The organism is Nonomuraea indica (genome assembly GCF_002850745.1).
Lineage (GTDB): Bacteria > Actinomycetota > Actinomycetes > Streptosporangiales > Streptosporangiaceae > Nonomuraea > Nonomuraea indica.
Window position 1 is genome coordinate 75,491 of record NZ_KZ559472.1, and the last position, 18,037, is coordinate 93,527.

The 18,037-nt window shown below is 70.7% G+C and carries 17 protein-coding genes and 1 tRNA gene; 11 read left to right on the forward strand and 7 right to left on the reverse strand.

Annotated elements, in window-relative coordinates; all coding sequences use genetic code 11:
* Nucleotides 1-77: 77 nt before the first annotated feature.
* Nucleotides 78-2,723 (reverse strand): ATP-binding protein, encoded by a 2,646-nt coding sequence (locus CXR44_RS19035; RefSeq protein ID WP_101787429.1) that lies wholly within the window; start codon nucleotides 2,721-2,723, stop codon nucleotides 78-80.
* Between the two features lie 75 nt (nucleotides 2,724-2,798).
* Here CXR44_RS19035 and CXR44_RS19040 point away from each other — a divergent pair, with 75 nt between their 5' ends.
* Complete coding sequence (locus CXR44_RS19040; protein WP_101787430.1) at nucleotides 2,799-3,167, forward strand: nuclear transport factor 2 family protein; 369 nt, start codon at nucleotides 2,799-2,801, stop codon at nucleotides 3,165-3,167.
* A gap of 346 nt (nucleotides 3,168-3,513) precedes the next feature.
* Here the strand turns inward: CXR44_RS19040 and CXR44_RS19045 are convergent.
* A tRNA-Leu gene (locus CXR44_RS19045) sits at nucleotides 3,514-3,596 on the reverse strand.
* A 194-nt stretch (nucleotides 3,597-3,790) separates the two neighbouring features.
* Here CXR44_RS19045 and CXR44_RS19050 point away from each other — a divergent pair.
* The 7 genes from CXR44_RS19050 (at nucleotide 3,791) to pknB (ending at nucleotide 12,726) form a co-directional block, all read left to right on the forward strand.
* Complete coding sequence (locus CXR44_RS19050) at nucleotides 3,791-4,531, forward strand: FHA domain-containing protein (RefSeq protein ID WP_101787431.1); 741 nt, start codon at nucleotides 3,791-3,793, stop codon at nucleotides 4,529-4,531.
* 17 nt (nucleotides 4,532-4,548) lie between these two features.
* Nucleotides 4,549-5,019, forward strand: a complete 471-nt coding sequence (locus CXR44_RS19055; RefSeq protein ID WP_101787432.1) for an FHA domain-containing protein FhaB/FipA — start codon at nucleotides 4,549-4,551, stop codon at nucleotides 5,017-5,019.
* Nucleotides 5,016-6,299: a Stp1/IreP family PP2C-type Ser/Thr phosphatase gene (locus CXR44_RS19060; protein WP_101787433.1), complete on the forward strand. Its 1,284-nt coding sequence runs from the start codon at nucleotides 5,016-5,018 to the stop codon at nucleotides 6,297-6,299. Before CXR44_RS19055 ends, CXR44_RS19060 begins: the two co-directional genes overlap by 4 nt.
* 109 nt (nucleotides 6,300-6,408) lie before the next feature.
* A complete protein-coding gene (locus tag CXR44_RS19065) occupies nucleotides 6,409-7,803 on the forward strand; it encodes an FtsW/RodA/SpoVE family cell cycle protein (protein WP_245899269.1) in 1,395 nt (464 codons plus the stop codon).
* Complete coding sequence (locus CXR44_RS19070) at nucleotides 7,800-9,260, forward strand: peptidoglycan D,D-transpeptidase FtsI family protein (protein WP_101787435.1); 1,461 nt, start codon at nucleotides 7,800-7,802, stop codon at nucleotides 9,258-9,260. The genes CXR44_RS19065 and CXR44_RS19070 overlap by 4 nt, the downstream gene beginning before the upstream one ends.
* Before the next feature lie 21 nt (nucleotides 9,261-9,281).
* Nucleotides 9,282-10,793, forward strand: a complete 1,512-nt coding sequence (locus CXR44_RS19075; protein ID WP_101787436.1) for a serine/threonine-protein kinase — start codon at nucleotides 9,282-9,284, stop codon at nucleotides 10,791-10,793.
* Nucleotides 10,794-10,875: 82 nt separating this feature from the next.
* Nucleotides 10,876-12,726 (forward strand): Stk1 family PASTA domain-containing Ser/Thr kinase, encoded by a 1,851-nt coding sequence (pknB, locus tag CXR44_RS19080; RefSeq protein ID WP_101787437.1) that lies wholly within the window; start codon nucleotides 10,876-10,878, stop codon nucleotides 12,724-12,726.
* 375 nt (nucleotides 12,727-13,101) lie between these two features.
* Here pknB and CXR44_RS19085 read toward each other — a convergent pair whose 3' ends face one another.
* The 3 genes from CXR44_RS19085 to CXR44_RS19090 are packed head-to-tail and all read right to left on the reverse strand — an operon-like array spanning nucleotide 13,102 to nucleotide 14,460.
* The gene (locus CXR44_RS19085) at nucleotides 13,102-13,674 is read right to left on the reverse strand and encodes an anthranilate synthase component II (protein WP_101787438.1); all 573 of its coding nucleotides are present in this window, start codon (nucleotides 13,672-13,674) and stop codon (nucleotides 13,102-13,104) included.
* Nucleotides 13,671-13,829 carry a hypothetical protein gene (locus CXR44_RS39515; RefSeq protein ID WP_180903551.1) on the reverse strand — a complete coding sequence of 53 codons (159 nt, stop codon included), beginning with the start codon at nucleotides 13,827-13,829 and terminating at the stop codon, nucleotides 13,671-13,673. Before CXR44_RS39515 ends, CXR44_RS19085 begins: the two co-directional genes overlap by 4 nt.
* Nucleotides 13,830-13,833: 4 nt before the next feature.
* Nucleotides 13,834-14,460, reverse strand: coding sequence for a class E sortase (locus CXR44_RS19090; RefSeq protein WP_180903553.1), 627 nt, complete (start codon nucleotides 14,458-14,460; stop codon nucleotides 13,834-13,836).
* A gap of 155 nt (nucleotides 14,461-14,615) precedes the next feature.
* Between CXR44_RS19090 and CXR44_RS19095 the strand changes: the two genes are divergently transcribed.
* Entirely contained in the window at nucleotides 14,616-14,861 is a 246-nt protein-coding gene (locus CXR44_RS19095) for a cell division protein CrgA (protein ID WP_101787440.1), read from the forward strand.
* Between the two features lie 32 nt (nucleotides 14,862-14,893).
* Here CXR44_RS19095 and CXR44_RS19100 read toward each other — a convergent pair whose 3' ends face one another.
* Together CXR44_RS19100 and CXR44_RS19105 are read right to left on the reverse strand one after the other, a co-directional pair.
* Complete coding sequence (locus tag CXR44_RS19100; RefSeq protein ID WP_180903555.1) at nucleotides 14,894-15,760, reverse strand: rhomboid family intramembrane serine protease; 867 nt, start codon at nucleotides 15,758-15,760, stop codon at nucleotides 14,894-14,896.
* A 210-nt stretch (nucleotides 15,761-15,970) separates the two neighbouring features.
* Entirely contained in the window at nucleotides 15,971-16,507 is a 537-nt protein-coding gene (locus CXR44_RS19105; RefSeq protein ID WP_101787441.1) for a peptidylprolyl isomerase, read from the reverse strand.
* Between the two features lie 158 nt (nucleotides 16,508-16,665).
* Between CXR44_RS19105 and CXR44_RS19110 the strand changes: the two genes are divergently transcribed.
* A complete protein-coding gene (locus CXR44_RS19110; protein WP_144070008.1) occupies nucleotides 16,666-17,241 on the forward strand; it encodes a hypothetical protein in 576 nt (191 codons plus the stop codon).
* A 119-nt stretch (nucleotides 17,242-17,360) separates the two neighbouring features.
* Nucleotides 17,361-17,786, forward strand: a complete 426-nt coding sequence (locus CXR44_RS19115) for a helix-turn-helix domain-containing protein (RefSeq protein WP_101787443.1) — start codon at nucleotides 17,361-17,363, stop codon at nucleotides 17,784-17,786.
* Nucleotides 17,787-18,037 lie beyond the last annotated feature (251 nt).

The window sequence follows — 18,037 nt, forward strand, 5'->3', positions numbered from 1 at the left end:
GTTCCGTCACCGGGGAGCGCGCCCCGGAGCCCCTGTCGCCGCCGTGAGGTGCCGGACGCCCTCGTCCCCGGGGCCGCTCAGGCGAGGCCGGCGAGCTCGCCGCGGGAGGCGACGCCCAGCTTGGGATAGGCCTTGTACAGGTGGTAGCCGACGGTGCGAGGGCTCAGGAAGAGCTGGGCGGCGATGTCCTTGTTGGACAGTCCGCGGGCGGCGAGCTGGACGATCTGCCGTTCCTGCGGTGTCAGGCCGGTCGTGCGGTCCGGTACGGGCGCGGTGGTCAGATCGCCGGCGGCCTGGAGCTCGGCCCGGGCACGGTTGGCCCAGGGGGCGGCGCCCAGGCGCTCGAAGCTCTCCATGGCCTCACGCAGGTGGCCGACAGCGGCGCCGCGCCGGCGGGTCCTGCGCAGCCACTCCCCGTACAGCAGCCGGGTACGCGCGTGCTCGAAGACCGGCCCGCCGGCATCCAATGCCGCGAGGTAGTGCGCCTCGGCGTCGTCCCCGGCGAGCAGCGCCAGGCACCGCTCGATGAGGTGGCGCTGGTCGAGGCGCGCATACCGGGCCAGGGCAGGCCTGGCCCTTTCCGGCTCGCCGCTGCGTACGGCCGCCTCCACCAGGTCGGGCACGCACCGGATGGCCGAGACGTGGTACCAGCCGGGCCCTTCCGTGAGCGCTTCGAGCCGGCCGAGCGCCGTCTCCGCCCGGCCCTGTCCCAGGTCCATCAGCGCGTGGGCCCAGTCGGTCCACATGGCGCCCTGCATGGGCGCGGCCGGGCCACGTGCGACCTCGGCGGTGAGCCGGTGATGGCCCTCCTCGTCGCCTTCGACGGCGGCCAGGTAGGCGAGCAGACCCCTGTTCAGCGCGGCCCACTGGTGCTGGCCGGTGTTCTCGGCCAGGCGCAGGGCGGTGGTCGCGGCGGTGCCCGCCTCGTGGAGGCGGCCGCTGTGGAAGAGCTCGGCCTGCGCCTGGAAGTACAGCACCATGGGCAGGACACCGATGCTGCCCTCCGCGTGGCAGCGGGCGACCAGGCGGGCGGACAGCTGCAGGGTGGCGGCGTCCAGCCCGGCGATGAGCGGCGTGCCGCAGGCCATGGCCGCCAGCCCGGGCGGGTACGCGGCCATGGCGTGCCCGGCATCGGCCACGGCCTGCTCCAGCGGGCTCACGGCGGCCGGGTCGCCGCCGAACAGCCGGGTGAGGGCGGCGTCCTGGAGGCGGGCCAGGGCGGCGACGGGCTCGTCGAGGGCGTTCTCCGACATGGCCCGCGCCAGGCGTGCCGACACCTCGAACAGCTGGGCCTCGCCGGCGTACCAGGCGGTCTGGTAGGCGCGGACCAGCAGGGCCGGGTCCATGAGGGCGGCTTCGGTCATCAGGCGGTGCGCCTCGCCGTACTGCCCCCGCCCGAAATGGATGGTGGCCTGCGTGTGGACGATGCGCGAGCGCAGGGCGGGCTCGACGGTGAGCGCGTCGGCCTCGCCCGCGAGCGCCTGAGCCCAGTCCAGGTTGCCCGCCTCGGCGGCGGACTCGGCAGCGAGGGTGAGCCGGCGGGCGCGGGCCTCCCGGGCGCGGGCCTCGTCGTCGCGGTGGGTGAGCGCGGCGGCGCGCTGGTACGCGGTGGCCGCGGCGGCGTACCCGTGCCGGCGCGCGGCCCGCTGGGCGGTGCGTTCGAGCTCCGCCGCCACGTCCTCGTCGGGGCCGACGGTCGCCGCGGCCAGGTGCCAGGCCCGCCGGTCCGCGTGGTGATCGCCGATCAGCGCCTGGGCGAGCGCGGCGTGCACGGCCAGCCGTGAACTGATGGGGGCCCGCTGGTAGACGGCCTCGCGGATCAGCGGATGACGGAAGCGGACGTGCTGCCCGGCGGTGGTCACGAGCCCTTCGGCCTCGGCCGGGCGCAGATCGGCGGGAGTCACGCCGAGCAACGCGGCCGCGGCGAGCACCTCGTCCAGGCCCTCTCCGGCGGCGGCCACCAGCAGCAGGGTCTGGGTCGCGGCCGGCAGGTGGTCCACCTGGCTGTGGAAGGCGGCCTGCAGCCGGCTGCTCAGCGGAAGAGCGCCCGGCCCGTGGGGGTCGTGACGCAGGGCGCCGGGCAGTTCGATGAGCGCCAGCGGGTTGCCCTGCGCCTCGGCGAGCACCCGGTAACGCTGGCCCGGCGTCAGGCTGCTTCCCTTCAGCAGAGCGGCCGCGGCCGACGAGGGCAGGCCGGTCAGCGTGATCTCGGGCAGCCCGTACGTGTCGTCCTCGCGGGTGGTCATGATGAGGGCCAGGCCCTCGGCGTCCAGCCGCCGGGCGGCGAAGACCAGTGCGGCGCGGGAGCCGGGGTCCAGCCAGTGCGCGTCGTCGATGAGGCACAGGACGGGACCGTCTTCGGCCACCTCCGCCAGCAGTGACAGCGCGGCCATGCCGACGAGCAGCGCGTCGGCGCCCTGCGCCTCCGTCAGGCCGAGCGCCGCCTCCAGCGCGCGCCGCTGCGGAGGCGGCAGCTTGCCCGTCCTGTCCAGGGCCGGGCGGAGCAACAGGTGCAGCCCCGCGTACGCCAGCTCGGTCTCGGACGGCACGCCGCTGCGCCGGATGACCTGGATGCCCTCGGCGCGTCCCGCGGCATGGTCGAGCAGCGCGGTCTTGCCGATTCCCGGCTCGCCCTTGATCACCAGAGCGCCGCTGCGCCCTGACCGCACCGTGGCGAGAAGGTCGTCGATGACTGATGTCTCGGCCTCTCGCCCGTACAGCATGAGCTCCCTTTACCGATACAAGTCGTTAATCGCGACAGATGCCCATTATGGGAGGTTTCTCTAGCGTTCCTGCTCATGCAGAACATCGACGAGCTCATCGCTCGCTACATCGCCACCTGGAACGAGACCGACCGCGCCGCCCGTCGCACGGCCATCGAGGAGCTGTGGTCCCCGGACGGCGTCTACACCGACCCGATGGCGGTCGCCGCCGGCACCGACGCGATCGACGCCACCATCGCGGCCGTCCAGGAGCAGTTCCCCGGCTTCACCTTCAGCTTGGCGGGGCCGGTCGACGCCCATCACGACATCGCCCGCTTCACCTGGGAGCTGGCGCAGGACGGCGCCGAAGCCCTGGTGGTGGGCTTCGACGTGGCGGTGATCACTGCCGAGGGTCGCATCGACCGCGTCCACGGCTTCCTCGACAAGATCCCCACGGGCGCGTGACCATGGCACTGGACGGGCTCCGCCCGGACGTACGCGCACCCGCCTGGGATGCGCGCGACGAGCTGGAGCGCTGGTTGCTCGTCCGTGCCACGTCCTCGACGTCATGGACGGTCCGGAAGGGACCGATCGGTGTCCGGCGTCACCGTCGGCGCTTTCCCTGCTCGCTGCGGGCGACTGTGAGCTAAATCACACAAAGAGTCAGCAGGGACCCGCAAGCGGCCACGTCCACCGCCCGCCCGTGGAGCACAGCCGCACCACCAGGCCGCGAGAAGGAAGAAGCCCCGGCTCTTGCGAACCGGGGCTGCTTTCGTCAGTGTGGGTCTGCCGAACTCATCGGCGACCGGAGTGGGCGAGGAGGGATTTGAACCCTCACGTCCTTGCGGACACACGGACCTGAACCGTGCGCGTCTGCCGTTCCGCCACCCGCCCTTGTGGGTGCGGAGAAACATTAGCACGGAACAGCCGGTGCTACTGAACCCGGATACGATCGCATAAGACACGGGAGCGGAGGAGCTGGGCGCGAGCGCCGACGAGCGCCCAGCCGGCCGTCCCGTGGGACGAGCGGGCCAGGCGCGCGGGCGCCCGGGGCCGCGATCATATGCACGGAGGAAGGGAGGTACCCGGTGGGAGTCCTTCAGCGCTTCGAGCGAAGGCTCGAAGGCTTGGTTGAGGGGGCCTTTGCGCGGGCGTTCAAATCTGACCTTCAGCCGGTCGAGGTCGCCAGCGCGGTTCAGCGTGAGATGGACGAGCGGGCGGCGATCGTCGCCCAGGGTCGCACGCTCGTGCCCAACGACTTCGTGGTGGAGCTGTCGACGACCGACAGCGAACGGCTTGAGGTCTACACCGACAGCATCAGCCACGAGCTGGCCAACCTCGCCAGGGAGTACGCCAAGGAGCAGGGCTACTCCTTCGTGGGACCGGTCCGGGTCCGTTTCGAGACCGCCTCCGATCTGGCGGTGGGCTTGTTCCGCATCAGGTCCGGCGTCATCCGTGGCGCGACGGTCGAGCAGGACGAGATCCGCCAGCCGGCGAGCGACCTGCCTCCGTCCCGGCCCAACGCCTTCGGCGGGCGGCCCAGGCTGCTCGTCTCCACCCAGGACGACCCGCAGGGTGACCGCTCCTACGAGCTGACCACTCCGGTGACCCTGCTCGGCAGGGGCACCGACTGCGACCTCCGCCTGGTCGATCCCGGCGTCTCCCGCCACCACGCGGAGCTGCGCGTCGAGGGGCAGCAGGTGCTGCTCGTCGACCTGGGGTCCACCAACGGCACTTTCGTCAACGGCCAGCCGGTACGCAGTATCGAGCTCCAGAACGGCACGCGAGTGACGCTGGGGCGTACGACACTGGTGTTCCGGCGCGATTAGGGGTAGACAAACGGTCCATGTCCGAGCTCACGCTGCTGCTGATCCGGCTCGCCTTCCTGGCGGTGCTGTGGTTCTTCGTCATTGCCGCAGTCGGCGTGATCCGGACAGACTTGTTCGGGTCGCGTACGACTCCCGCGGGTCCACGAAAAGCCGCGAAACCCGCCAAACCGGCGGCGAAACCGAAGAGCAAGAAGAACGAGCCACGCCAGCTCGTCGTCACAGGTGGCCCGTTGCAGGGCACCACCATTAACCTCACGGAGACGCCCATCACCATTGGCCGGGCCAATGACGCCACGCTGGTGGTCACCGACGACTACGCCTCCAGCCGGCACGCCCGGCTCTTCCCTCAGGACGGTCAGTGGATCGTGGAAGATCTCGGTTCGACCAACGGCACGTATCTCGACCGCTCGAAAGTCACCCGCCCGACACCGGTGCCGCTCGGAGTTCCGATCCGCGTCGGCAAGACAGTCATTGAATTGCGCAAATGACCATCGCACTCCGCTACGCCGCCCGCTCGGACGTCGGCCTCCTCCGCGAAGGGAACGAGGACTCGGCGTACGCCAGCGGCCGCCTGCTCGCCGTCGCCGACGGCATGGGCGGGCACGCACACGGCGAGGTGGCGAGCTCCGTCGCCATCTCCGCAATGGCCTCGCTCGAAGAGGTCCAACAGGGCGGTGACCTGCTCAACGCCATCGAGGCAGCAGTGCGCGACGCCAACCGCAGGCTGCACGAGATGGTCGGGCGGGACCCGAGCCTCAAGGGCATGGGCACCACGCTCACCGCCATGCTCTGGAACGGCACCCAGGTGGCTCTGGTGCACGTCGGCGACTCGCGCGCCTACCTGCTCAGACGCGGGGAGCTCTACCAGATCACCCACGACCACACGCTGGTGCAACAGCTGGTCGACGACGGGCGCATCACCCCCGAGGAGGCGGCGACGCACCCGCAGCGCTCGATCCTGCTGCGGGCGCTCGACGGCAGCGGCGAGGTCGATCCCGATCTCACCCTGCGCGAGGCCCAGATCGGCGACCGCTACCTGCTGTGCTCCGACGGGCTGTCGGGAGTCGTGAGCGCGGAGACGCTGCACGCCACGCTGACCAACATCGACGACCCCGAAGAAGTGGTCCGGCAGCTCATCGACCTGGCCAACCGGGGCGGCGGGCCCGACAACATCACCTGCGTGCTGGCCGACGTGCTGGAGATCGGCGAGGGGCAGCAGCTTCCGGCCGAAGCGGCGGTCGTCGGCGCGGCGGGCATGAACCGCCTGCACCCGGCCCCTCCCGACACCTCACCGGGGCAGCCCGGCGCGGTCACCGCGCCGCAGCCGGTGCTCCCCGGCGACGACGACGGCTTCGAGGAGCCGGGGGCGCGCGCGTCACGGCGGCCGCCCAGGCGCCGCCGCCTGTGGCCGGTGCTCGTCTCCGTGCTCGGCGTCGGCGCCGTCACCGCGGGCGTCGGCGGCTACTTCGGCTGGCAGTGGACCCAGGAGCAGTTCTTCGTCGGCGCCACGAGCGGCGAGGTGGTGGTGTTCCAGGGCATCCAGCAGGAGGTCGGCCCCTTCCAGTTCTTCTCGGTCGCCAAGCGCACCGGCAGGCCCCTGTCCCAGCTCTCCGCGCCCGACCAGGCGCTGATCAGGGACGGCATCGAGGTGAAGAGCGTCGCCGAGGGCATCACCAAGATTAACGACATGGAGTTCACGACGGAGGAGAAGACGTCGCCGCCCGCGAGCGCGTCACCGACCCCCAGCAGCACGAAGACGAAGCCCTAGAGACGGCGAAGCCCCGGAGACAGCGGAGAGCGCCCATAAGACCCCGCACAGACCGTAGAGACCGCGTAGACAAGGCCACAGAGACGAAGCCCTGGATGAGCAGCCCCAGATGACCGATGTGACAGACTCCCCCGTCCCCATGCCCGCCAAGCGGCGCGTGGCGCAACTCGGCATGCTGGCGTTCGCTGTCGGCATCGTCATGTTCGCCTACGCCAACGTGGGGCTCGCCGTGGACGGCCAGGTCCCCGCCGGCATGCTCACCTACGGTCTCGGCCTGGGCGGGCTGATGCTGGTGGCCTACCTCGTCCTGGCCAGGTTCGCGCCGTGGGCCGACCCCCTCATCCTGCCGCTGGTCACCCTGATCAACGGCCTCGGCCTGGTGATGATCTACCGGCTCTCCGTGGCGAAGTCCGACCTGCCGTCCGCCACGCTGGCCTCGCCCACCAGCCAGCTGATGTGGACCTTCTTCGGCATCGCGCTCTTCACCGTCACGCTCGTCTTCCTGCGCGACCATCGCGCGCTCCAACGGCTCACCTACACCGCGGGGGCCGCCGGCCTGCTGCTGCTGGTCTCACCGTTGATCCCGTTCCTCGGCCAGGAGATCAACGGCGCCCGGATCTGGATCGGCATCCCCGGCCTCGGCCAGCTCCAGCCCGCTGAGTTCGCCAAACTCGCGCTCGTCGTCTTCTTCGCCGGCTACCTGGTGGCCAAGCGCGACGTGCTCGCGCTCGCCGGCCGGCGGCTGCTCTTCATCGACCTTCCCCGTGCCCGTGACCTCGGCCCCATCCTCATCACCTGGGGGATCAGCCTCGGCGTGCTGGTCCTGCAGAAGGACCTCGGCTCCTCGCTGCTGATGTTCGGCACGTTCATCGCGATGCTCTACATCGCGACCCAGCGCACCTCGTGGGTGCTCATCGGCATCCTGCTCTTCGTGGGCGGCGCCATCCTCGCCGGGATGGTCTTCAACCACGTCCAGGAACGGTTCGAGGTCTACCTCAACCCCGAGGACCCCGAGCTGTTCTTCAAGGTGGGCGGCAGCGGTCAGCTCATGGAGGGCCTGTTCGCGCTGGGCAACGGCGGCATCCTGGGCACCGGGCTCGGCCAGGGGCACCCCGAGCTGATCCCGCTCGCCTTCTCCGACTTCATCTTCCCCGCCACCGGCGAGGAACTCGGCCTCACCGGGCTGATGGCGCTGCTCATGGTCTACGCACTGCTGGTGGAGCGCGGCCTGCGCACCTCGCTCGCCGCTCGTGACCCGTTCTCCAAGCTGCTGGCAGGCGGGCTGTCCTTCCTGCTGGCCTGGCAGCTCTTCATCATCGTCGGCGGGGTGACCAACCTGATCCCGCTCACCGGTCTCGTGACCCCGTTCATGTCCCAGGGTGGTTCGGCCCTCCTGGCCAACTGGATCCTCATCGCCCTCCTCGTACGCACCTCGGACGCGGCCCGGCAGCCGCCACCCCAGGCGATCCAGAACGAAGGAATGACGCAGGTGTTCCAGCGATGAACAGCCCCATCAAGCGGATAGCCGTGGCCTGCCTGGCCATGTTCGCGCTGCTCATGGTCAACGTGAATTACCTCCAGGCGGTGCGCGCCGAGGAGCTCTCCAGCGACGCGAAGGACCGGCGCAACTTCTTCGAGCGCTACGCGGTGCAGCGCGGACGGATCACGGCGGGCGGCAAGGTGATCCTCGCCCAGTCCAAGGAGACCAACGACCCGAACTTCAAGTTCGTCCGCGAGTATCCCGAGGGCAAGCTCTATGCCCATGTCACCGGATTCTTCTCACCGGAGAGCGCCGACGCGATCGAGGCGTCCAAGAACAAGCTGCTCGACGGGTCCAGCACAGACCTGTTGCTGCGGCGCAGCATCGACCTGTTCACCGGCGAACCGACCAGGGGCGCCAACGTCGACCTCACCATCGACCCGAGGGCCCAGGAGGCCGCCCACGAGGCGCTGGGGAAGAGCGGCAAGCGGGGCGCGCTCGTCGCGCTCAACCCCAAGACCGGCGCGATCCTCGCGATGGTGTCGCTGCCCACCTACGAACCGGCCGAGCTGTCGGGCACCGACAAGGGCAAGGTGTTCACGCGCTACGACCAGCTGGCCAAGGACAAGGGCCAGCCGCTGCTCAACCGGACCATCCGCCAGACGTACGCGCCCGGCTCCACGTTCAAGGTGGTGACCGCGGCGGCGTTCCTGGAGGACGATGACTCCCGCGGACCCACCACCACCGTCGAGGCGCCGCAGCGGCTGCCGCTGCCCGGCACCACCATCAGCCTGCCCAACTACGGCGGCGCCGCCTGCGGTGCCGGCCAGGTGCCGCTGGTCTTCGCGCTGGAGAAGTCCTGCAACACGCCGTTCGGTGACATCGGCATCAAGCTCGGCTACGACAAGATGCGCGAGCAGACCGAGAAGTTCGGCATGGGCCTGGACCTCGAGGTGCCCATGACCGTGGAGAAGAGCGACTTCGGCAAGGAGGAGGACAAGGCGGCGCTCGCCATGTCCGCCATCGGCCAGCGCAGCGTCCGGATGACGCCCCTGCAGATGGCCATGATCGCCGCCGGCATCGCCAACGACGGCACGGTGATGAAGCCGTACCTCGTCAACAAGATCACTGACAGCAAGGGCGACAGCATCGAGGAGGCCGAGCCCGACGAGCTGACCGAGGCCGTGAGCCCCGAGACGGCGGCCAAGCTGCGCGAGATGATGGTCAGCGTCGTCAACAACGGCACGGCCAACCTGGCGCAGATCCCCGGCGTGCAGGTGGGCGGCAAGACCGGCACCGCCGAGACCAGCGACGGCAAGCCGCCGCACGCCTGGTTCATCTCCTTCGCCCCGGCCAACGACCCCAAGATCGCCGTGGCGGTCATCGTCGAGTCGGGCGCCGCCCGGGTCGGCGCCGAGGCCACCGGTGGCGGCACCGCCGCGCCGATCGCGAAGCAGGTGATGGAGGCGGTGCTGAGGTGATTGACGGTAACGTGCTGACCCATGCGGCTCGGTAACCGCTACCACCTGCTCTCCCGCATCGCCACGGGCGGTATGGGAGAGGTCTGGCGTGCCCGCGACGAGCTGCTGGGCCGCGAGGTGGCGGTCAAGACGTTGCGCAGCCACATCCACGCCGACCCCTCCTTCCGCGAGCGGTTCCGCAACGAGGCGCGCATCACCGCCGGGCTGACCGATCCGGGCATCGCCCAGATCTACGACTACGGCGAGCAGAGCGACGGGGCCTACCTCGTCATGGAGCTCGTGCACGGCGAGCCGCTGTCGGCCATCCTGGGTCGCAACGGCCCGCTGGGGCCCGACGTGACGCTGGACGTGCTCCACCAGACGGCCAGGGCGCTGCACGCCGCCCACGCCTCCGGCGTGGTGCACCGCGACATCAAGCCCGGCAACCTGCTCGTCACGCCCCAGGGCACGATCAAGGTGACCGACTTCGGCATCGCCCGCGCCCTGGAGGCCGCGCCGGTGACGCAGGCGGGCACCGTGCTCGGCACCGCCCAGTACGTCAGCCCCGAGCAGGCCCAGGGTCTCACGCTCACCCCGGCCACCGATCTCTACTCCCTGGGCGTGGTGGCCTACGAGTGCCTGGCGGGGCGCACGCCGTTCCAGGGCGACAGTCAGGTGGCCATCGCGCTGCGGCACCTCAACGAGCTGCCGCCGCCGCTCGGCGTCGACGTGCCCGCCCCGGTGCGGGAGCTCGTCATGGCGCTGCTGGCCAAGGACCCGGCGGCGCGGCCGGGGTCGGCGCGTGAGCTGGCCGACCGGGCGGCCATGCTGCGGGAGACGCTGGCCGACGCCGGACGGGGCTCCGACCTCAGCATGCTCACCGACCCGGCGGGGTTCCGCGTCCACGAGCCGCATTCGGGGCCGCACTCAGGCCCTCATTCGGGGGGACCGTTTTCCGGGCCGCGTTTCGGGGGCCCGCAATCCGGGCCGAATCCCGGTGGTTCAGCTCATGGCGAAGCGCCTGCCACGGACGACCCGCGGACGGCGGCCACCCATGCCGGGGCCGCCGGCGACGTCCCGACGCGGACGACGGGCGGCGGAGCCGTCCGGCACGTCCCGCGCCGGCGGCACCGGGGCGCGCGGGTGCTCGCGTCGCTCGTCGCCACCGCGGGATGCCTGGCCGTGGTCGGTTTCGGCGCCATGACGCTCACCCAGCAGCAGTCGCCCGCCAGGCCCCCCGACGTCGCCGAGCCGAGCGGGTCGTCGGCGCCGCTGCCGCCGCCCACGACGAGGGAGCCGCGGCCCGTCAAGACCAAGACACGCACCCGGCGACCTCCGGTGGTTCCGGTCAAGTCGCAGCGGCCGGTACCCTCACGGTCGGCTACCGTTACAAGGTCGGCGACACCCACCCGGAAGCCGACCCCGAAGCCCACCCCGTCCACCCGGACACCGACGCCGACACCGACCCCCACGCCACCGACGACAACGCCAACTCCGACAACGAGCGCCTCACCTGACCCGGGCGACACGAACCCGCCGAAGGGGGAGACGTGATGTGTCATGGGGTCGATGATGGACAGCGGCGGCCCACGCGCGAGGCCGTACCCAAGATGAACGGTAAGGGACAGTGCAGGAAATGACTCAGCCTCGGCGACTCGGAGGTCGCTACGAGCTCGACGGTGTCGTCGGGCGCGGCGGCATGGCCGAGGTGTACCGCGCCCGAGATCTCCGGCTGGACCGCATAGTCGCGATCAAAACCCTCCGGTCCGACCTGGCGCGTGACCACACCTTCCAGGCCCGCTTCCGCCGGGAGGCGCAGTCGGCGGCCTCGCTCAACCACCCGGCGGTGGTCGCCGTCTACGACACCGGCGAGGACGTCACCGACGGCACTCCCGTGCCCTACATCGTCATGGAGTTCGTCGACGGCCGCACGCTGCGCGACCTGCTGCGCCAGGACCGCCGGCTGCTGCCCGAGCGCGCGGCCGAGCTGGTCGACGGCATCCTGCGTGCCCTCGACTACAGCCACCGCGGCGGCATCGTGCACCGCGACATCAAGCCGGCGAACGTCATGATCACCCGGGCCGGCGACGTCAAGGTGATGGACTTCGGCATCGCCCGCGCGATGGCCGACTCGGCCGCGACCATGACGCAGACCGCCCAGGTGATCGGCACGGCCCAGTACCTGTCGCCCGAGCAGGCACGCGGCGAGCGGGTCGACGCCCGCAGCGACATCTACTCCACCGGCTGCGTGCTCTACGAGCTGCTGACCGGCCAGCCGCCGTTCACCGGCGACTCGCCTGTCGCGATCGCCTACCAGCACGTGCGCGAGGAGCCCATCCCGCCCTCGCAGATCGACCCCGACATCCCGGCGTGGGCCGACGCGATCGTGCTCAAGGCCATGGCCAAGGACCCGGCGCACCGCTACCAGAGCGCCGGCGAGATGCGGGCCGACATCCAGCGCGCGATGTCGGGCATGCCCGTCGACGCCCAGACGACGGCGCTCACCAACAGCTACGGACCCGGCACGCGCATGATGACCTCCCCCCAGGGGGCGGCCGGTCCGGCCACGCAGCGCACCACCGCCGTCCCGGCGTACGAGTACGACGACGGCCAGGGCGGCGGGCGCGGCGGCCGGCGGCGGGCCGGCGGCGGCGGCAACACGGCGCTCAAGACGGCCGCCTGGATCATCGTGCCGTTGCTGATCATCGGCGCCTTCATCGGCATCGGCTACACCTTCCTCAACTCCGGCGGCACCCCGGCCGACCAGTCCGTCGAGATCCCGTCGCTGGCCACGCAGACCGAGAAGGCGGCGGTGGCGGAGCTGGTGGCGCTGGGACTGAAGGCCGAGGTGACCAAGGAGTTCAGCAGCGAGGTCGACAAGGACACGGTGATCAAGACCGACCCCGACGCCGGCGCCAAGGTCAACAAGGGCGACACGGTCAAGGTCTTCGTCTCCAAGGGGGCCGAGAAGGTCAAGGTGCCCGAAGGGCTCATCGGCCTGGCGCCCGAGGACGCCAGAGCGATCCTCGAGGAGGCGGGCCTCACCGCCACGATCAGCACCAAGAACTCCAGCAAGCCGCAGGGCAAGGTCATGGAGACCGACCCCGCGGCGGGCGAGCCGATCGAGAAGGGCGGCAAGGTCACCCTGTACGTGCCCAAGCAGCTCATCGCGGTGCCGTCCGTGATCGGGCTGACCGATGGCGACGCGTCCAAGGCGATCAAGGGGCTGGGGCTCAAGGTCAGGGTCGACAAGCAGCCGAGCGACCAGCCGGAGGGCACGGTCATCCAGCAGAACCCCGGCGAGGGGGCCAAGGTCGCCCCAGGCACCACCATCACGATCGTCGTGTCGGAGGGCCAGGAGATGACGACCCCCACGGAGCCGTTCCCGACCGATCAGCCCGACCCGACGGTGCCGACCGAGGAGGAGCAGCTGCCGACCGAGGAGCCGACGGCCGACGTTCCGATCGAGGACGACGACCTGGGCTGACGCCTGCGTGACGAAGGGCCGTCCTCGCCTCTTGGGTTCACGTGGTCGTCGCAACACCTTGATCTTGAGGAGTTGCGACGACCATGTCGTTGTCGGAGGAGTTTGCTGGGCAGCGCGATGAGTTGCTGAGGCTGGTCGATGCCGGGGCCGGGGTGCGGTCTCCGGAGCCGTGAGCTTTCGCGAGCCCTCTGCCCGCACACCGCGCCAGGTCTCCGGAGCCGCCAGATCTGCGGAGTCGTGAGGGTCTACGAAGTCGTGAGGTCTACGGAACGAGGTCTCCGGGGCGTCGGAGCGGCCCGCAACGTGAAACGCCCCCGCCGCTCGGGGGCAACGGCGGGGACGTTCATACGTGTGTCGTCCGGGACGGATCGGGCGTTACACGATCCCGTCCAGCCAGTTGGCGAGCAGCCGGTGACCGTGCTGGGACAGCACGGACTCCGGGTGGAACTGGACGCCCTCGATGGGCAGGTCGCGGTGACGCAGCCCCATGATCACGCCGTCGGCGGTGCGGGCGGTCACGTGCAGCTCGGCCGGCACGGTCTCGGGTCGTACGGCGAGCGAGTGGTAGCGGGTCATCGGCACCGGGGACGGCAGCGTGGCGAACACACCCTTGCCGTCGTGGACGATGTCGCTGGTGAAGCCGTGGACCAGCTCGGGCGCCCGCGACACGGTGGCGCCGTAGGCGACCGCGATGGCCTGGTGGCCGAGGCAGACGCCGAGCAGCGGCCGGCGCAGCCCGGCGGCGTGATGGACGAGGGCGACGCTGACGCCGGCCGCCTCGGGCGTGCCGGGACCGGGGCTGATGAGGATGCCGTCGAAGCGGTCGGCGTCGGACACCACGACCTCGTCGCGCGGGCGGACGTCGCACGTGGCGCCCAGCTCACGCAGGTACTGCACGATGGTGTGGACGAAGCTGTCATGGTTGTCCACCACCAGCACGGCGGTCATCGGGTTACGGTCACCTCGTCGAGCGTCACGATGGGTTCGAGCAGCGGGAACACGCCATACCAGACTACGGCCGCCGCGACGGCGACCAGCACGGCGGCCACCAGCAGCCGGACGACGGTGTTGCCCGGCAGCCTGCGCCAGAGCCAGCCGTACATGTGATCATTCCTCTCTCGGCTCGGTCCTGGCGAGCACGCCGTGCACGACGAGCCGCTGGGCGGCTGAGTACTCGGGGTGGCAGGTGGTCAGCGTGATGCTGGCCCTGCGCGGCCGGCGTCCCGGCTTGCCGGGCACCGGCTCCACCACCTCCAGCGCGGTCGGCTGGACGATGTGCTGCCGGGTGACGCGGTAGGTGTAGCGCGCCTCGCGGGCGTCCACGACGATCTCGTCGCCGGGGCGGAGCTTGTCGATCTCGTTGAACGGCGCCCCGTAGGTCGTGCGGTGGCCGGAGACGACGAAGTTGCCGATCTGGCCGGGCAGGGCGGTGCCGGGGTAGTGGCCCGGCCCCTTCTTGAGGTGCTCGGGGCTGACGCCCTCGATCACGGCGTAGCGGTAGTCGGCGCCGATCTTCGGGATGCGCAGCAGCGCCACCGCCCCGCCCAGCCGGACCCTGCCCAGAGGCCGGTCCTGCGCCAGCCGCGGCCCGCCCGCCATCTCGCGGGCGAGCTCCTCCTGCAGGAGCGGCTGCTGGCGTCCGGTGTAGGCGCCGGTGCCCCAGAGCAGGTAGGCGCAGAACAACAGCAGTATCAGGCCCGCGGTGATGCTCAACTCGCCCACGGTCCGCAACATGGCCCTCACCCTAGGTAGCGTAAGCGCGGGCCGACCACCTGCCGGGGATCGCCAGGACGTGCGCGTGGCGACTATCCTGGGGCCCGCTTCAATTACGCTTAACGAAGAGCCTGCGGACGATCCGGATGCCCAGGCCCCCAGCAGGAGTGGTCCAAGTGCCCAAGTCGAAGACGCGGAAGAAGGCGGTCTACACCCCGCCGCAGAAGTCGCAGCAGGTCAAGGTCAGCCCTCGCTGGCTGGCGCCGACCATGGTGGCCGCCTGGATCATCGGCATCCTGTGGATCGCCGCCTGGTACGTCGCCCCCAACGCGCCGTTCCTCGGCGACCTCGGCCAGTGGAACCTGCTCATCGGGTTTGTTTTCATCATCTTCGGTGTGGTGCTTTCCACCCGCTGGCGTTAGTTCTTTCCACACCTTTTTCCACACCCTGGGGATCAGGCCAGCGAGGCCAGGATGGCCCCCGTTCTGACGAAGACGAGCGCGAGCAGGATGGCCAGCGCTCCGATGAGTGCTGCCACCTGCCAGAGGGTCCGGTTGCCCTTGGGGGCGTAGGCGAGGGCAGCGGCCAGCGCCGCGCCGGTCACAAGGCCGCCGATGTGCCCGGTCCAGCTGATGGTGGGGAACAGGAACGTGATCACCAGGTTGAGACCGATGAGCACGGCGATGCCGCGCACGTCCATGTTCAGCCGGCGGTTGACCACGAAGATCGCGCCGAACAGTCCGTAGACGGCGCCCGACGCCCCGACCGAGGGCTGATCCAGCGGATCGAACCACAGGCCGAGCACCGAGCCGCCCAGCGCGCTCAGCACGTACAGCGCCAGGAAGCGGGTGTGCCCGAAGGCGCGCTCCAGGTAGGGGCCGACGACGTAGAGCGCCCAGGTGTTGACCACGAGGTGGAAGATCCCGCCGTGCACCACGGCGGCGGTGATCAGCCGGTGGTACTCGCCCATGGCCACCCCGGCGGGCCACATGGCCAGTTGCAACGTGACCCTGTTGCCGAGCAGATACTGGGCGCCGAAGACGATCGCGTTGAGGGCGAGGATCGCCCAGGTCACATAGGGCGTGCGGACCACGGAGCCGCCGAACGTCGACCTCGCCTGGCGGACGCCCTTGTTGCCCTCGGCCACGCACTCGGGGCACTGGAAGCCGACGGCCGCGTCGCGCATGCAGTCGGGGCAGATGGGGCGGTCACAGCGCTGGCAGCGGACCCAGGTCTCCCGGTCGGGGTGCCGGTAGCAGGTGGGCACCTCTTCGGCGGGCTGCTCCGGGGGCAGAGGCGAGCTGGGCGGCTGGCTGGTCATGCCCGCAGCCTAATTCCTCAGGTCCCCTGCCGCGTCCGCCCGCGCGGGCTGCCACCTCCGCGGGCTCGGCGAGAAGCCGCGCGTGAACGACGGGCCGCGTGAACGACGGGCCGCGTGGACGACGGGCCGCGTGGACGACGGGCCGCGGTGGACGACGGGCCGCGCGGGTGGGCGGGCGGCGTCGCGGCCCGCCCACCGGTGCGGACCAGGTCAGCCCTGGACGCGGTCGATGGTGACCGACTCCAGCACCACGTCCTCGACCGGCCGGTCGCCCCGCGCGGTCGGCGTCTTGGCGATGGAGTCGACGACGTCCTGCCCCTCGACGACCTCACCGAAGATCGTGTGGCGCCCGTTGAGGTGCGGCGTCGGCACGACCGTGATGAAGAACTGCGAGCCGTTGGTGCCCTTGCCGAAGCGGATGCCGGCGTTGGCCATGGCGAGCAGGTAGGGACGGTTGAAGTACAGGTCGGGGTGGATCTCGTCGTCGAACTCGTAGCCGGGGCCGCCGATGCCCTGGCCGAGCGGGTCACCGCCCTGGATCATGAAGCCGGAGATCACCCGGTGGAAGATGGTGCCGTCGTAGTAGCGGCCGGTGCTCTTCTCGCCGGTGCCCGGGTGGGTCCACTCGCGGGCGCCCTCGGCGAGCTCCACGAAGTTGCGCACCGTCTTGGGAGCCTGGTTGGGGAAGAGTTCGACCTTGATGGTGCCGTGATTGGTCTGCAGGTTCGCGATCAGCTTCTCAGCCACGAGACAGCTGCCCCCCTCTATGTACAGGGTTGGTTTGTTGCACTTTGGATGCGTATGGCCGTTCGGCCGTCGCTCCTCATCCTCCCACGGCGGCCGTGATTGAGCCGCCTTGTACCGGGAAGGTCAGGCTCGGGGCCCCAACGACAGGGGAGGTTGACGTGTCCCTGACACTGAGAAAACGCCGCGTGGCCTTTCAGGTTCCCGCCACGTGGATGGGCCGGATGAAGGCCCAGGCCGCTAGGACCGGCCAACGCATGACCCCGGTGGCCGCCCAGGCCAGAGCCCAGGCCAGGCTGGCCGCGGGTCAGGCCCGGATCGCCGCCGAGCAGGCTCGGATAGCAGCCGAGCAGGCTCGGATGGCCGCTCACCACCGCATCGAGGATGCCCGCTACTGGGCCGCCCCGATGCTGGAGGAAGCCGCCCACCGGGTGGAAGACCAGCTCGCCCCCAAAGTCAGCTCGATGCTGACGGCGGCAGCCGACCGGATCGACCCGACGCCCGCCAAGTCACGGCGCTGGCCGGTCATGGTCCTGATCACCGGGATCGCTGTGGGCGCCATGGGCTACATGGCTTACCGCCGTAACGCCCAGCAGTGGACCGAGCAGATGAAGGACTCCGCCTCCGACGCATCGCGCTGGATCAGCGAGAAGGCGGACCAGACCGCCGAGTCCACCGAACAGACGGCCTCCACGGTGTCCGAGAGGGCGGATGAGGCGTCCCGGAAGATGCAGTGACCGGAGCGGAGTGCGCCCCCTGGGAACGGGGGCGCACTTTCGCGTTCCGGGGCTTCTCACCGTTCCCCATCGCTCCCTCGCACATGGAAGTTCAGGGAGCGGCTGGGTAGTCTCCCAGCGTGTCACAGCAGTATTTCTCCGTGGACCAGGTCGCGGAGCTGCTCGACCTGCACGTGCGGACCGTCCGCTCGTACGTGCGGGACGGCAAGCTCAAGGCGACCCGCATCGGCAAGCAGTACCGGGTCACCCGTGCGGACCTCGAAGCGTTCCTCGGCCGCCCGGTGTCGCCGCCCACCGCGACCGGCGGCCACGCCGAGGTCTCGGCCATCGTCCAGGTGGACGCGATCGACCGCGAGGCGACCGTGCGGCTGACCAACACCGTGATCGCCGTGGCCACCGGCCGGCCGCGCGACGGCGAGCGCCTGCGCGTCGAGACGGTCTACGACGAGGACCGGGCCAGCCTGAAGATCATTGTCGTGGGCGCCCTCTCCGGCACGGCCGAGCTGCTCAGGATCATCGACACCCTGGTCGGCGAGCTTGGATGAGGCCGGGCCCCGGGGGCGCGCTCCGCTCGGGCTCCGGCTCATGCCCCGGCCGCATGCCCGGGGACGTAGGCGGCTCCCGCACGGCCCGGCTTCCCCACCGCCCGGATCCGGCCGGCGTGGGACGCGGGCGTGGGAAAGCGGGCGGCATGGCCGAGGGGGCGCCGGGCCGGGGGTGAAGGTCGCGCCTGCCGGACGCCCCGGTCGTCCGGCAGGCGGACCCGCCGAGGAACTGCCGGGAGGGCCGCTGCGGG

Bases quoted from the DNA above. Each gene is read 5' to 3' on its own strand.
- CXR44_RS19035 (WP_101787429.1), bottom strand. From the start codon at position 2,723: ATGCTGTACGGGCGAGAGGCCGAGACATCAGTCATCGACGACCTTCTC.
- CXR44_RS19040 (WP_101787430.1), top strand. From the start codon at position 2,799: ATGCAGAACATCGACGAGCTCATCGCTCGCTACATCGCCACCTGGAAC.
- CXR44_RS19055 (WP_101787432.1), top strand. From the start codon at position 4,549: ATGTCCGAGCTCACGCTGCTGCTGATCCGGCTCGCCTTCCTGGCGGTG.
- CXR44_RS19060 (WP_101787433.1), top strand. From the start codon at position 5,016: ATGACCATCGCACTCCGCTACGCCGCCCGCTCGGACGTCGGCCTCCTC.
- CXR44_RS19065 (WP_245899269.1), top strand. From the start codon at position 6,409: ATGACCGATGTGACAGACTCCCCCGTCCCCATGCCCGCCAAGCGGCGC.
- CXR44_RS19070 (WP_101787435.1), top strand. From the start codon at position 7,800: ATGAACAGCCCCATCAAGCGGATAGCCGTGGCCTGCCTGGCCATGTTC.
- CXR44_RS19075 (WP_101787436.1), top strand. From the start codon at position 9,282: ATGCGGCTCGGTAACCGCTACCACCTGCTCTCCCGCATCGCCACGGGC.
- pknB (WP_101787437.1), top strand. From the start codon at position 10,876: ATGACTCAGCCTCGGCGACTCGGAGGTCGCTACGAGCTCGACGGTGTC.
- CXR44_RS19085 (WP_101787438.1), bottom strand. From the start codon at position 13,674: ATGACCGCCGTGCTGGTGGTGGACAACCATGACAGCTTCGTCCACACC.
- CXR44_RS39515 (WP_180903551.1), bottom strand. From the start codon at position 13,829: ATGTACGGCTGGCTCTGGCGCAGGCTGCCGGGCAACACCGTCGTCCGG.
- CXR44_RS19090 (WP_180903553.1), bottom strand. From the start codon at position 14,460: ATGTTGCGGACCGTGGGCGAGTTGAGCATCACCGCGGGCCTGATACTG.
- CXR44_RS19100 (WP_180903555.1), bottom strand. From the start codon at position 15,760: ATGACCAGCCAGCCGCCCAGCTCGCCTCTGCCCCCGGAGCAGCCCGCC.